We start from the raw sequence: 13,279 nt of genomic DNA on the forward strand, positions 1-13,279 counted from the left end.
GCCGGGGGCCACGTGCCCCGGGCGGCGCCGGAAGGAGAGACCTCCCATGACCGCCACCGCCGCACCGCCGCGGCCGCCGACGAGCACCACCCGCCCGGTCCGCCGGGCGCGGGCCCCGTACCGCTGGTCCGCCCGCGGCTTCGCCCTGCCGGCTGTGCTGATCGTGGCGCTGCTGCTGTACCTGCCGTTCGTCTGGACGTCCTACCTGAGCCTCACGGAGTACAACGGGCTCGGCGACCCCGAGCTCGTGGGCCTCGCGAAGTACCAGGAGATGTTCACCGACGCCGGGTTCCTCAACTCGCTGCGCAACACCCTGTTCTGGGTGGCCGGGACGCTGGTCCTGCCCGTCGGGCTGGGCCTGCTCATCGCGGTCCTCGCGTACGGGCTCAAGGGCTCCTTCTGGTACCGGCTGCCGTTCCTGCTGCCGTACGCGATCTCCGGTGTCGCGGTCGGCGTCATCTGGACGTTCGTGCTGCAGACCGGGGGTGCGCTCGACGAGGCGCTCGCCCTGTTCGGCGTGACCGACCCCCCGCGGTGGCTGCTCGACGCCCCGCTGAACACGTTCGTCATGATCGGCGCCGCCACGTGGCAGGGCGCCGGGGTGAACGCCCTGCTGTTCACCATCGGGCTGCAGTCCATCCCCAAGGAGCCGATGGAGGCCGCCCGGGTCGACGGCGCGTCCGGCTGGACGCTGTTCCGCACGATGACGTGGCCGATGCTCACCCCGTTGACGACCGTCGTCGTGGGGCTCGCCATCGTCGGCTCGCTGAAGCAGTTCGACATCATCTGGGCGATGACCAAGGGCGGCCCCGGGGTCTCGTCCGAGACCCTCGCCCTGACCATGTACAAGGACACGTTCGTCGAGAACGACTACGGGCTGGGCGCCGCCGTCGCGGTGTTCCTCACCGTGATCACCGTCGCCGCGTCGGTCCTCTACCTGCGCCGGCAGCTGTCCGGCGCCCGGGAGTCATGATGCGTGCCACGATCGCGGACCGCGTCCGCAAGACCGTCCTCGTGGTGCTGGGCCTCGTGTGGCTCGCGCCCGTCTACCTCATGATCGTCAACGCCGCGAAGACGAACGACCAGTACGGCGTGCTGTCGGTGTGGAGCCCCGCCGGGCTCGGCGGCCTGTGGGAGAACGCCACCGCCGCCTGGACGCGGGGCGACATCTCCGCCGGCATCGCCTCGACCGCGCTCTACGCCGTCGTCGCGCCCCTGATCGCCGTGGTGATCGGCGCGGCTGCCGGGTTCGCCATCGTCGCGCTGCACCTGCGGCACGGGTTCGTGTGGTTCGTCGTGATCTTCGCCTCGACCGTCTTCCCCATGCAGATGCTGCTGATGCCGCTCTTCCTCGGGTACGTCGAGACGGGGCTGTACGACACCCGCACCGGCATGATCCTCGTGTACACCGTGATCTCCGTGCCGTTCGCCGCGTTCGTGATGCGGAACTTCTTCGCCGGGGTCGCGCACCACGTCTTCGAGGCCGCCGTGATGGACGGGGCCTCCACCTGGCGGATCTTCTGGCGCATCTACCTGCCGATGGCCGTGCCCGCGCTCGTGGCGATCTTCATCCTGCAGGCCACGCTCATCTGGAACGACCTGCTGCTGGGCCTCACCCTCACGCAGTCTGCCGAGACCCGGCCGGTGATGACGGCGCTGTCCGCGCTGCAGAGCACGTACGGCGGCTCGACGATGCCGACCGTCCTGGCGGGCGGCCTCATCGTCTCGATCCCCACCGTCCTGCTCTTCCTCCTCGCCCAGCGCGCGTTCACGCGCGGCCTCGCGCTCGGCCAGTACTGACCCTGCCCCCCGTGCCCGACCTGCGCCCCTCCTGGAGCACCTCATGCCCGACCTGAACCCCCCGACCACCACCCCCTGGAGCGGCCGCACCGCGCTCGTCACGGGCGCGGCCGCCGGCATCGGCGGCGGCGTCGCCGACCTGCTGGTCGAGCTCGGTGCCACCGTCGTCGGCGTCGACCGCGACGCGACGGCCCTCGACGACGCCGCCTCCCGCCTGGCCGCCGCCCCCGGGCGCTTCGTCGGCCTCGTGGCGGACGTCTCGCGCCCCGACGCGCTCGACGACGCGGCGCGCCAGGTGCGAGCCGAGCACGGCACGCTCGACGCCGTCGTCTGTGCGGCGGGCGTGCAGCGCTACGGCGCCGTGGACGAGACCGACCCCGCCACCTACGACGAGGTGATGGGGGTGAACGTCGGCGGCGCGTTCCACACCTGCCGCACCATGGTGCCGCTGGTGCGCGAGAACGGCGGCGGCGCGGTCGTCCTCGTCTCCTCGGCGCAGGCCTACGCCACCCAGACCGGCGTGGCCGCGTACACGGCGAGCAAGTCCGCGCTGCTGGGCCTCGCGCGAGCGATGGCGGTCGACCACGCGGCGGACGGCATCCGTGTCAACAGCGTCAGCCCCGGGTCGATCGACACCCCGATGCTGCGCTGGGCCGCGGGCCTGTTCGCCGGGGACCGGCCGGCCGAGGACGTCGTCGCCGAGTGGGGGCGCGCGCACCCGCTGGGCCGGGTCGGCACCCCGCGCGAGGTCGCCGAGGTGGTGGAGTTCCTGCTGTCCGACCGCGCCGCCTTCGTGACCGGCGCGGACGTCAAGGTCGACGGCGGGCTCAGCTCGCGCCTCGCCGCCGCGCTGCCCGAGGACGACGCATGAGCGCGCTCAAGGGCAGCGGGATGCGGATCGCGGACGTGCGCGCCACCACCGTGACCGTCCCGCTCGAGGCCCCGCTGCGGCACTCCAACGGGGCGCACTGGGGCCGCTTCGTCCGCACGATCGTCGAGGTGGAGACGACGGACGGCCTGGTCGGGCTCGGGGAGATGGGCGGCGGCGGGCAGAGCGCCGAGGCGGCCATCGCCGCGCTCAAGCCGTACCTCGTCGGGCACGACCCCGCCCGCACGGAGGCGCTGCGGTTCATGCTCGCCAACCCGACGGCGAGCCTGTACAACAACCGGACCCAGCTCGTGGCCGCGATCGAGTTCGCCTGCCTCGACCTGCTCGGCAAGCACACCGGCCTGCCGGTGCACGCGCTGCTGGGCGGTGCGGTCCGCGACGAGGTCGAGTTCGCGTCGTACCTGTTCTTCCGCTACCCCTCGGCGGACGGGACCGGGGAGGTGCGCACCCCCGACCAGCTCGTCGCCGAGGCGGCCCGGCTCAAGGCCGAGCACGGGTTCCGCGTGCACAAGCTCAAGGGGGGCGTCTTCGACCCCGAGCACGAGCTCGAGGCCTACCGGGCGCTCGCCGCCTCCCTGCCGGGGGACCGTTTCCGGTACGACCCCAACGGCATCCTCAGCGTGGAGGAGGCGATCCGCTTCGCCCGGCGCATCGAGGACCTCGACAACGACTACGCCGAGGACTTCTGCTACGGCCTGAACGGGATGCGCCGCCTGCGGGAGAACACGCGGATCCCGCTCGCCACGAACACCGTGGTCGTGAACTTCGAGCAGCTCGCGGCCGACGTCCTGCAGCCCGCCGTCGACGTGATCCTGCTGGACACCACGTTCTGGGGCGGCATCCGACCCTGCGTGCGGGCGGCCGGCGTGGCGGAGACGTTCCAGCTGGGCGTCGCGGTGCACTCCTCCGGCGAGCTCGGCATCCAGCTCGCCTCGATGCTGCACCTGGGCGCCGTGGTGCCCAACCTCGCGTTCGCCGCCGACGCCCACTACCACCACCTGCGCGACGACGTGATCGTGGGCGGCAAGCTCGCCTACCACGACGGGCGCATCGCCGTCCCGGACACCCCTGGCCTCGGCGTGGAGCTGGACCGGGACAAGGTGGCGCAGTACGCCGAGCTGTATCGGGAGCTCGGTCCGTACCCGTACGACCGCGACCCGGGCCGGCCCGACTGGTACCCGCTGCTGCCGAGCACGCAGTTCGCCGACCCGTCGGTCGCGGGGCGCCCGGCCGCGCTGGCGCACGAGCCGTACTGACCACGCACGACCCCGCGCAGACAGCACCGAGACGCACCGAGACCCACGAGACGCACCGAGAGGCACGAGGACACACCATGAGCAGCACCCCGGCCGTCGCCACGACGACGGTCCCCGTCGTCCCGACCGTGGCGGACCTGGCGTCCGACCTGGTCACGGACACGTTCGACGACATGATCAACCCGCCCGGCCTGACCAACCACTGGGCCACCGCGCAGGTGGACCACGACGTGCTGGCGGTGCGCTCGCTCAACGTCCCGCCGGTCTCGCAGGGTGACAGCATCAGCGGCCAGCTGTACCTCGGCGGACGGCTCGTGCGGTCGTTCGGGCGCCCCGTGGACGTGCGCTGGCGGCCCGACCGCGTCGAACGGCGCACCCTCGTGGACGGCTGGGAGGTGCGCACGGTGACCGTCTGCCCGCCGGGCGAGCCGGGCGTCGCCGTGCAGGTCGAGGTCACCGAGACGACGGGGGAGGCGCGCGAGCTGCGCCTCGGCGCGTGGCTCGACTCGACGGTGACCTGCGCGGCCGAGCCGTGGCTCGCGGGCGCCCCGCCGCAGGCGCGCAACACGCTGGAGCGCGACGGCGCCCGTCGTCTCGGGCGGCCCGCGGACGGCTCCGCGGTCAGCGTGCAGGGCCTCGTCGACGAGCGCGGCGTCCCGGTCGACGACGGCGCGTCGGCGCGCGTGGCCGAGGTGGTGCGGGACGTGCCGGCGCGCGGCACGGTGCGCCTCGCGTTCGTGCACACGCTCGCCCGCACCCGCGAGGAGGCGGTGGCGGCGTTCGACCGCGTCGCCGCGGACGTCCCCGGTGCGGTCGAGGCCTCCCGCCGCACCTGGGACGCCGAGATCGAGGCGCTGTTCACGCCCGGGAACGACCAGTTCGGCGGCTGCCTGCCGCGGCTGGTGACTACCGACGACGCGCTGCGCCGGCTGTACTGGTGGGGCGCGGTCGGCGTGCTGTGGTTCCGGCGCGACAACCCGGCGTCCGTCCTCGGGCGCACCTACGACACCCTCATGCCGCGCTACTGGCAGACGACCACGTTCATCTGGGACTACTCCCTGAGCTCGATGGTGCACGCGCTGCTCGACCCGCACGTGATGCGCCGCCAGGTGGAGCACTGGGTGGGCCTCGACATCGAGAAGCACTTCGGCACCGAGTGGCTCACGGGCGGCCCTGTCGGCTACTGGTACTCGGTGAACCACTACGCGATGACGCGGCTGGTGCACGACTACCTGCGCCTGCACGGCGACCACGGGCTGCTCGACGCCGAGGTGACCACGCCGGACGGGCGCACCTCGACGATGGGCGACGAGGTCCGGGCCTGGGCGACGGCGTGGCACCGCCTGCGCTCGCAGACCGGCTCGGGGCTGGCCGACTATGGCGACGTGGACAACCTGCTCGAGTGCGTGAGCTCGTACGTGCACGAGGTGGCGAGCCTGAACGCCGCCAACGTGTGGAACCTGCGCACGGCCGCGGGGATCAGCGCCCTGCAGGGACGGGACGAGGACGCCGCCCGGCTGCGTGCCGAGGCGGCCGACCTGCTGCCGAAGGTGCTCGAGCTCGCCGTGCCGGGGGAGGGCTTCTTCCACGCGCGCCAGCCGGACGGCTCCCTCGTCGAGACCCGGCACTGCTACGACCTCGCCACCGTGGGGACGACCATCGCCGCCGACGTCCCGGCGGCGCAGCGGGACGCGATGGTCGAGTTCTTCGTCCGCGAGCTGCGCACGCCGTCGTGGATGCGCGCCCTGTCGCCGTGGGACGACGACGCCGGCTGGTCCGTGCGCGCCGACCACCAGTGGAACGGGGCGTACCCGGCGTGGCCGGCCGACTCCGCGCGCGCGGCGATCGCGCTCGGGCACCCCGAGGTGGTCCTGGAGTGGCTGCCCGGGCTGGCGCGGACGGCCAACCAGGGCCCGCCCGGGCAGGCGCACTTCGTCGAGGAGGCCGAGGAGCCGATCGGCGGCGGTGCGCGCAAGACGCCGCCGCAGCTGCCGTACATCATCGACTGGTCCTGCTCGTCGGCAGGAGCCTGGTGCGAGCTGGTGCTCGCGGGGGTGTTCGGCGTCGACGTCGCCCTCGACGGCACGGTGAGCGCGGGGGGCTGCATCGCGGACCTCGACCCGCAGGCGCGGCTCGAGGGACTCGTCGTCCAGGGTCGGACCTACGACGTCGCGGGCGGCGAGGTCACCGAGCGATGACGGACCACCGCGAGGGGACGGACCCTGGTGCGCGCCCCGGGTGGGGGCGGCTGCTCGACGACGGGCGAGCCGCCCTGCCGGACGCCCTCGCCTCCGTCGACGAGGCGGTCACGGCCGGCGGAGAGCGGGCCCTGGTGGTGCGGGTGGCCGGCGGGCTGGCGGTCGACGTGCTGCCCGACCGCGGGCTCGACCTCGGCGCGGCGTGGTGGGCCGGCGTCCCGCTCGCCTGGCGGTCCCCGCACCCCCGCGACCCCGGCCCAGTTCGCGACTGGGAGGACCGTTTCCTCGGCGGCCTGCTCGCCACCTGCGGCCCCGACAACATCGGCGCACCGCGCGGCGCGTCCGGCCAGCACGGCACGCACCACGTGACCCCGGCGCACGACGTGCGGTGGTGGCGCGAGCGTTCCGGTGCGGGCGCCCGGGCTGGTGACGGTGGTGACGGTGGCGACGAGATCGAGGTCCACGTCGCGGGCTCCGTCGCGCACTCGTCGCTGTACGGCGCGCGGGTGGTGGTCGAGCGAGAGATCGTCGTGGCCACCGGCCGGCCGTGGGTCGAGGTGCGGGACGTGGTCCGCAACGTCGGCGCGGCTCCCGTGGGCGTGCCGCTGCTCTACCACGTGAACCTCGGCGCGGCGGTGCTGGTGGAAGGCTCGCGCCTGGAGGCGGACGCGGAAGCGGCGGTGCCCGCCGGACCTCTCCCGGCCGGGCGGGACGCGGTCACGTTCCCTTGCCCTGCCCCGGGTGAGTCGTACGTCGTGGCGGAGCACCCGGCCGTGCGGGCCACCGACGGGCGCGCCCGCGCGGTGGTGCGCCCGACGGGGCTGCCGGTGGCGCCGGACCAGGGGAGCGGCTCCGACGGCGGCGCGGAGGTGGTCGTCGAGTGGCGTGCGGCGACGATGCCGCGGCTGTACTCGTGGCTGTGGCCCGCCGCAGGCTCGTGGGTGCTCGGTGTCGAGCCGGCCAACGCGCCGCTGGTCGGGCCGGAGCGCGACCTGCCGCACGGCGGCGCGCCCGTCCTGGCGCCGGGGGAGACCTGGGAGTGCGGCGTGCGGATCGGTGTGCAGGTCGGTGTGCAGGTCGGTGTGCGCGGTGCGGACGCGGGGGGAGCGGCATGACGACGTCGGACGCCGCGCCGGCTGGGACGGCGGCCGTACCGGGAGGCACCGTGCAGCCAGTGCAGCCAGTGCAGCCAGTGCAGCCAGTGCAGCCAGTGCAGCCCGTGCAGCCCGTGCTGCCGACCAGCGTCAGCGCCGAGGCGCGGCGGTACCTCGCCGGGCTCGCCGCCGCGCGCCCGGCAGAGCCGCGCCCGTACCCGGCGCCGGACGACCGCGCGGGCTGGTCGCGGCTCGTGGCGGAGGTGGACGAGTGGTTCCGTACCGTCGTCGTGCGCGACGGTCTGCCCGTGCGGACCACGGAGCGCCGCGTGGCCGGGGTGCCCACCTACGTCCAGGTCCCCGACGGGGCCGCCGCCGACGACGCCGACGCCGTGGACGCGCCGGTGGTGCTGGACCTGCACGGCGGCGGGCTCCTGTACGGGGCGGGCGAGGTGTGCCGCGCGTCCGCGGCGTCGACGGCCGTGACCACGGGTCTCGTGACCTGGGGCGTGGACTATCGCATGCCGCCGGAGCACCCGTACCCGGCGGGGCTCGACGACGTCCTCGCGGTCTACCGCGCCCTGCTCGACGAGCGTGACCCGCGGCGGGTCGTCGTCGCAGGAGGGTCGGCGGGCGGGAACCTGGCCGCGGCCCTGCTGCTGCGTGCCCGCGACGAGGGCCTGGCGATGCCGGCGGCCCTGGTGCTGCTGACGCCCGAGGTGGACCTCACCGAGTCGGGCGACTCGTTCGTCACGAACGCCGCCCACGACCTGGCGCTCGCGAGCCTCCGGGAGGTGAACGCGCTCTACGCGGCCGGCGCCGACCTGGCGCACCCGTACCTGTCGCCCCTGTTCGGCGACCTGTCGGGGTTCCCGCCCACGTTCCTGCAGTCGGGCACCCGAGACCTGTTCCTGTCCAACACCGTGCGGATGCACCGGCGGCTGCGAGCCGCAGGCGTCCCCGCGGAGCTGCACGTGTTCGAGGGCATGCCGCACGGCGGTTTCGGGGGCGACGCCCCGGAGGACGCCGAGCTGGAGGCCGAGGAACGGGCGTTCGTCGCGCGGGTGCTGTCTGCGCGGCGCGCGCCGACCTGAGAACCTGGCCTCGAGCCGGGCGACGACCACCAGGGGGACACCGTGCACGACCACGAACCACCGGGCTACGACTGCCCGTTCTGCGACCTGCCGGCCGAGCGGGAGGCCGAGGTCGTCTACCGCGACGAGCGGGTCTTCGCGATCGTGGCGCCACGCTGGTGGCCGCGCAACCCGGGCCACCTGCTCGTCGTCCCGGTCGCCCACCACGAGAACCTGTACGACCTGCCCGCGGCCGACGGCCACGCCGTGTTCGACGTGACACAGCGGCTCGCCCGCGTGATGCGCGCGGTCTACGACTGTGACGGCGTCTCGACCCGGCAGCACAACGAGCCGGCCGGGGACCAGGACGTCTGGCACTTCCACCAGCACCTCTTCCCGCGCTACGCCGGGGACGAGCTCTACCGCACCCTGCCGGAACCCGAGTGGCTGCCGGCGCCACGGCGACGGGAGTACGCGCAGCGCCTGCGCGCCGGGCTCGGCTGACCGGGACGCGGGCGACGACGACGATCCGCCGCGCCGCGGCGCGCCGCGCTGCGCTTGCCGAGGTACGGGCGCCTTGACACCGGTCGGCGCGGGGTGCCAGAGTGACGGCATCCGGAAACGTTTCCAACGCTGCTGTGGGAATCGTTCTGGAAACGTTTCCAAACGCCGTCGACGTTGAAGGTGGAGCGACAGTGACGTCATCACGCGCCACGTTGATCGAGGTGGCCCGGCATGCCGGGGTCTCCCTCGCGTCGACGTCGCGGGCCCTGCACGGGACCGGGGCCAGCCCGGCCATGGTGGAGCGCGTCCGCGCCGCCGCCGACGAGCTGGGGTACAGCCCGGACGTCACGGGCCGGTCCCTGCGGATGCGCAAGACCTTCCAGGTCGCGTTCGCCGTCGCGGACATCGGGAACCCCGTCTACGTCGAGATGCTCACGGCGATCCACGAGGTGCTCGCGCCGCACGGCTACCGCGTGGTCGTCATGTCCACGGGGGACTCGGCCGGGGCCACCGCCGACCTGGTGCGCAGCCTCGGCGGCGGGTTCGTCGACGCCCTGGTGATCAGCCCGCTGCGTGCCGACGACGCCCTCGCGGACGAGATCCGGCAGGCGCCGGTGCCCGTGGTCGTGATCGGCCGCGCGCTCGACGCCGACGGCGACTCCGTCTCGACCGACTCCGCCGGCGGCATCGGCCTCGCGGTCGGCCACCTGGTGGACTCCGGCCGCCGCCGGATCGGCTTCCTCAACGGTCCGCTCGACACCACTCCCGGCCTCGCCCGGCAGCGCGGCTTCGACGCCGCCACCCGGGTGGACGGCTTCCCCGCCGAGCGGGTCGCCGTGCAGGTCGCGGACGACTTCACCGTCGCCGCCGGGCTGCGCGCCGCGCGCACCCTCCTGGCGCCGGCGCCCGACGGCTCGCGGCTGGACGCCGTGGTCGCCGCCAACGACCTGCTCGCCATCGGCGCGGTCCGCGCGGCGCGCGAGGCCGGGCTGACCGTCCCCGGCGACGTCGCGGTGACCGGCATGGACGACACGGAGCTCGGCCGGGTCTACGAGCCCAGCCTGACGAGCGTCTCGCTCGGCTCCGCGGAGCGCGGCGCCGCCGCGGCCCGTGCCGTGCTCGCCCGCCTCGAGGACGACGGTGCGACCGCCCGGCACGTCGTGATCGGTCCGCGTCTCCTGGTGCGCGGCTCCACGGGCGGTGCCGCCGACGTCACGACCCCTGCCGACCCGACCGAGGGGAGCGCGCGATGACCGCCCCGACCACGCCCGGCACCTCACGGACCGGTGGGACGAGCCGCGGCTCCGACCGCACCGGCCGTCCCGTACCTGCCGTCCGCCGCCGCGGCGGCCTGGAACGCGGCCGCCGTCGCGAGGCGATCGCCCTGGTGATGCCGTCGCTGCTGCCGATCCTCGTGCTCAGCGTCGCGCCCCTGGTGATGGGGATCGCGCTGGCGTTCACGGACGCCCGCCTGGTCCGCCACCCGGACTACCAGTTCGTGGGCGTCGACAACTTCGTCCGGCTCGCCGACAACTCCTTCTTCTGGGACTCGTTCCGCATCGGGATGATCTGGGCGGTGTCGGTGACGCTGCTGCAGCTCGTCCTCGCGCTCGGCCTCGCCCAGCTGCTGAACTCCGGCCTCCGGCTCCAGGGGCTCACCCGCGTCCTGGCGCTGATCCCGTGGGCGATGCCGCCGGTCGTCGTGGCCATCATGTGGAAGATGATCTACTCGCCGAACGCGGGGCCGCTCAACGCGTTCCTCGGGGCGATCGGGCTGCCGGACGACATCAACTGGCTGGCGGACTTCTCCACCGCCCTGCCCGCGGTGATCGTGGTCGGCGTGTGGGTCGGGATGCCGCAGACCACGGTGACCCTGCTCGCCGGCCTGCAGCAGATCCCGGACGAGCTGCACGAGGCCGCGTCGATGGACGGGGCGGGCGCCTGGCGCCGGTTCACCGCCGTCACCTGGCCGAGCCTGCGGCCGATCGTCGCGTCGATCACGTCGCTGAACTTCATCTGGAACTTCAACTCGTTCTCGCTGGTCTACGTCCTGACCGAGGGCGGGCCGGGCGGCCGCACGATGCTCCCGATGCTCTTCACCTACCTCGAGGCGTTCAAGAACCGGAACATCGGGTACGCCGCCGCGATGGGCGTCGTCCTCGTCGTGGTCGTCGTCCTGCTCCTCGCCGTCTACCTGCGGTCGCAGTTCCGCGACGACCGCGTCCAGAAGAAGGGCTGAGCCGATGCGCGCACTCGTCCGCCCCGCCCAGTACGTGGCGCTGGCCGGCTACATCGTCTTCCTCGGCTTCCCGCTGCTGTGGCTGATCTCGGCGTCCGTGAAGTCGTCCGCCGAGCTCAACTCGCTCACCGTGAGCCTGCTGCCGGCGCAGTGGCACTGGGAGAACTACGCCCAGGCGCTCGCCCGGCAGGGCCTGGTGCACTCGGCCGCGAACAGCGCGGTCGTGGCGCTCGCCTCGACCGCGCTCGTGATCCTCATCGCGATGCCCGCGGCCTACGTGCTCGCCCGGCTCAAGGGCGCGATCCGCGTGGCGGGGGTGGGATGGATCCTGGTGAGCCAGGTCTTCCCGGTGATCCTCATCATCCTGCCGCTCTTCCTCATCCTGCGGACGATGAACCTCACGGACAGCCTCGTGGGCCTGACGCTGGTGCACACCACGTACACGCTGCCCTTCGCGCTGTGGATGCTGCAGGGCTACGTGGCCGGCATCCCGACCGAGCTCGAGGAGGCCGGCTCGATGGACGGCGCGAGCAGGCTCAGCGTGCTGCGCCGGATCGTGTTCCCGCTGCTGGCCCCGGGGATCGTCGCCACCGCGATGTTCAGCTTCGTCTCGTCGTGGAACGAGTTCTTCTTCGCCCTGGTCCTGCTCCAGTCGCCCGAGAACTACACGCTGCCGATCACGCTCACGTCGTTCATCGGCGGCGAGGGCAAGGTCGCGCTCGGCCCGCTCGCGGCAGGGTCGTTCCTCGCCGCCATCCCGAGCATCGTCTTCTTCTCGATCATGCAGAAGAAGCTCACCGGCGGCCTGATGGCCGGGGCCGTCAAGGGCTGACGCCCACCCGGGCCGGCGCCTCGCACGCACCGCACGCACCGCACCTCCGACCACCCCGAAAGGAAGACCCATGAAGACTCGTGGAGTGTCCACCGCCGCATGCCTCACGGTCACCGCCCTGCTCGTCGCCTCGTGCAGCGGCGGGGGCGGCGACGACGGGGACGGCGGACCCGTGACGCTGAAGTTCCAGTCCCTCTCCGACCAGCCTGCGGCCATCGCGGCGACGGAGAAGATCGTCGACGAGTGGAACGGCGAGCACCCCGACGTGCAGGTCGAGATCGTCCCGGCCGGCTGGGACGGCGTCTACGACAAGCTGATCACCCAGTTCAACGGCGGCGCCGCGCCCGACATCATCCACTACGAGGCCGCGAGCATCGTGCCGTTCGCGCGCGACGGCTACCTCGCGGACCTGTCGGACTACATGTCCGACGAGCGCAAGGCCGACATCCCCGAGGGGGTGCTGTCCTCGGTGACGGTCGACGACCAGGTCGTGGCCTACCCGACCGAGCTGCAGTCGTACATGGTCTTCGCGAACAAGAAGCTCCTCGAGGACGCGGGAGTCGAGATCCCGACCGGCGACACCATGACGTGGGACCAGCTGCGCGAGATCGCCAAGGCGACCACCCAGGGCAAGACCTACGGTCTCGGCTGGGGCCTGTCGAGCCCGACCGCCGCGTTCATGACGATGGCTCCGGGCTTCGGCGGCCAGTACTTCACCGGGACGGGCACCGACGCCACGATCACCGTCGGCGACGGCGAGATGGCCCTGCCCGAGCTGGTGGACGCGATGGCGCACCAGGACAAGTCGATCCTCCCGGTCACCCTGACCCAGTCGGGTTCCGAGGCGATCGCGTCGTTCTACGCCGGGCAGACGGCGATGACGGTGCAGGGCTCCTACCAGGCCGCGAACATCGCGAAGGACGCGCCGAAGGACCTCGACTGGGTGGTGCTGCCGCCGCTCGCCGGCCCGGAAGGTGCCGGCCAGGCCGCGAACCCGCAGACGCTGTCGGTGAACGTGGACTCCGAGCACGTCGAGGAGTCGGCCGAGTTCATCGAGTTCTTCACCGAGCCGGACAACCTGGCCGCGCTCAACGAGGCGGACGCGCTCATCCCGGCGACCACGTCGGCGCAGCAGCTCATGAGCGACAAGCTCGGCGACAAGAACGGGTGGAGCACCATCCTCGCCTCGGGCCAGCACTTCGTCTCCGCGCCGTACCTGTTCGTGGACGCGTACGCGCAGTGGAAGGACACCGTGGCCACGCCGGCCTACCAGCGCTACCTGGCGCAGGAGACCGACGCCGACGAGCTCTCGTCGCAGCTCACCGACGGGTGGGACGAGATCACGAAGTGACGCCGTGGGGGGGGCGCGCCCCCCCCCCCCCCCCCCCCCCCCC

General features: G+C 73.3%; 12 protein-coding genes. All 12 read left to right on the forward strand.

What is annotated here, in order from left to right; all coding sequences use genetic code 11:
* Positions 1-46: 46 nt before the first annotated feature.
* On the forward strand, positions 47-973 hold the full coding sequence (locus ACFT55_RS13945) for a carbohydrate ABC transporter permease (RefSeq protein ID WP_380244435.1): 927 nt from the start codon (positions 47-49) through the stop codon (positions 971-973).
* The gene (locus ACFT55_RS13950; RefSeq protein ID WP_380244436.1) at positions 973-1,800 is read left to right on the forward strand and encodes a carbohydrate ABC transporter permease; all 828 of its coding nucleotides are present in this window, start codon (positions 973-975) and stop codon (positions 1,798-1,800) included. The genes ACFT55_RS13945 and ACFT55_RS13950 overlap by 1 nt, the downstream gene beginning before the upstream one ends.
* A 43-nt stretch (positions 1,801-1,843) precedes the next feature.
* On the forward strand, positions 1,844-2,671 hold the full coding sequence (locus ACFT55_RS13955) for an SDR family NAD(P)-dependent oxidoreductase (protein ID WP_380244437.1): 828 nt from the start codon (positions 1,844-1,846) through the stop codon (positions 2,669-2,671).
* A complete protein-coding gene (locus ACFT55_RS13960; RefSeq protein ID WP_380244438.1) occupies positions 2,668-3,945 on the forward strand; it encodes an enolase C-terminal domain-like protein in 1,278 nt (425 codons plus the stop codon). The genes ACFT55_RS13955 and ACFT55_RS13960 overlap by 4 nt, the downstream gene beginning before the upstream one ends.
* 77 nt (positions 3,946-4,022) lie before the next feature.
* Positions 4,023-6,143 (forward strand): hypothetical protein, encoded by a 2,121-nt coding sequence (locus tag ACFT55_RS13965; RefSeq protein ID WP_380244439.1) that lies wholly within the window; start codon positions 4,023-4,025, stop codon positions 6,141-6,143.
* Positions 6,140-7,258 carry a DUF4432 family protein gene (locus ACFT55_RS13970; protein WP_380244440.1) on the forward strand — a complete coding sequence of 373 codons (1,119 nt, stop codon included), beginning with the start codon at positions 6,140-6,142 and terminating at the stop codon, positions 7,256-7,258. Before ACFT55_RS13965 ends, ACFT55_RS13970 begins: the two co-directional genes overlap by 4 nt.
* 113 nt (positions 7,259-7,371) lie before the next feature.
* Entirely contained in the window at positions 7,372-8,331 is a 960-nt protein-coding gene (locus ACFT55_RS13975; protein ID WP_380244441.1) for an alpha/beta hydrolase, read from the forward strand.
* Positions 8,332-8,373: 42 nt separating this feature from the next.
* On the forward strand, positions 8,374-8,814 hold the full coding sequence (locus tag ACFT55_RS13980; RefSeq protein ID WP_380244442.1) for an HIT family protein: 441 nt from the start codon (positions 8,374-8,376) through the stop codon (positions 8,812-8,814).
* Positions 8,815-9,005: 191 nt separating this feature from the next.
* Positions 9,006-10,067 (forward strand): LacI family DNA-binding transcriptional regulator, encoded by a 1,062-nt coding sequence (locus tag ACFT55_RS13985; protein WP_380244443.1) that lies wholly within the window; start codon positions 9,006-9,008, stop codon positions 10,065-10,067.
* Positions 10,064-11,053 carry a carbohydrate ABC transporter permease gene (locus ACFT55_RS13990; protein WP_380244444.1) on the forward strand — a complete coding sequence of 330 codons (990 nt, stop codon included), beginning with the start codon at positions 10,064-10,066 and terminating at the stop codon, positions 11,051-11,053. Before ACFT55_RS13985 ends, ACFT55_RS13990 begins: the two co-directional genes overlap by 4 nt.
* Positions 11,054-11,057: 4 nt before the next feature.
* On the forward strand, positions 11,058-11,885 hold the full coding sequence (locus ACFT55_RS13995) for a carbohydrate ABC transporter permease (protein WP_380244445.1): 828 nt from the start codon (positions 11,058-11,060) through the stop codon (positions 11,883-11,885).
* 70 nt (positions 11,886-11,955) lie between these two features.
* Positions 11,956-13,236, forward strand: a complete 1,281-nt coding sequence (locus ACFT55_RS14000) for an ABC transporter substrate-binding protein (RefSeq protein WP_380244446.1) — start codon at positions 11,956-11,958, stop codon at positions 13,234-13,236.
* The last annotated feature ends 43 nt before the right edge of the window (positions 13,237-13,279 follow it).

Source organism: Isoptericola sp. NPDC057191, from assembly GCF_042670225.1.
Taxonomy (GTDB): domain Bacteria; phylum Actinomycetota; class Actinomycetes; order Actinomycetales; family Cellulomonadaceae; genus Isoptericola.

Bases quoted from the DNA above. Each gene is read 5' to 3' on its own strand.
- ACFT55_RS13945 (WP_380244435.1), top strand. From the start codon at position 47: ATGACCGCCACCGCCGCACCGCCGCGGCCGCCGACGAGCACCACCCGC.
- ACFT55_RS13950 (WP_380244436.1), top strand. From the start codon at position 973: ATGCGTGCCACGATCGCGGACCGCGTCCGCAAGACCGTCCTCGTGGTG.
- ACFT55_RS13955 (WP_380244437.1), top strand. From the start codon at position 1,844: ATGCCCGACCTGAACCCCCCGACCACCACCCCCTGGAGCGGCCGCACC.
- ACFT55_RS13960 (WP_380244438.1), top strand. From the start codon at position 2,668: ATGAGCGCGCTCAAGGGCAGCGGGATGCGGATCGCGGACGTGCGCGCC.
- ACFT55_RS13965 (WP_380244439.1), top strand. From the start codon at position 4,023: ATGAGCAGCACCCCGGCCGTCGCCACGACGACGGTCCCCGTCGTCCCG.
- ACFT55_RS13970 (WP_380244440.1), top strand. From the start codon at position 6,140: ATGACGGACCACCGCGAGGGGACGGACCCTGGTGCGCGCCCCGGGTGG.
- ACFT55_RS13990 (WP_380244444.1), top strand. From the start codon at position 10,064: ATGACCGCCCCGACCACGCCCGGCACCTCACGGACCGGTGGGACGAGC.
- ACFT55_RS13995 (WP_380244445.1), top strand. From the start codon at position 11,058: ATGCGCGCACTCGTCCGCCCCGCCCAGTACGTGGCGCTGGCCGGCTAC.
- ACFT55_RS14000 (WP_380244446.1), top strand. From the start codon at position 11,956: ATGAAGACTCGTGGAGTGTCCACCGCCGCATGCCTCACGGTCACCGCC.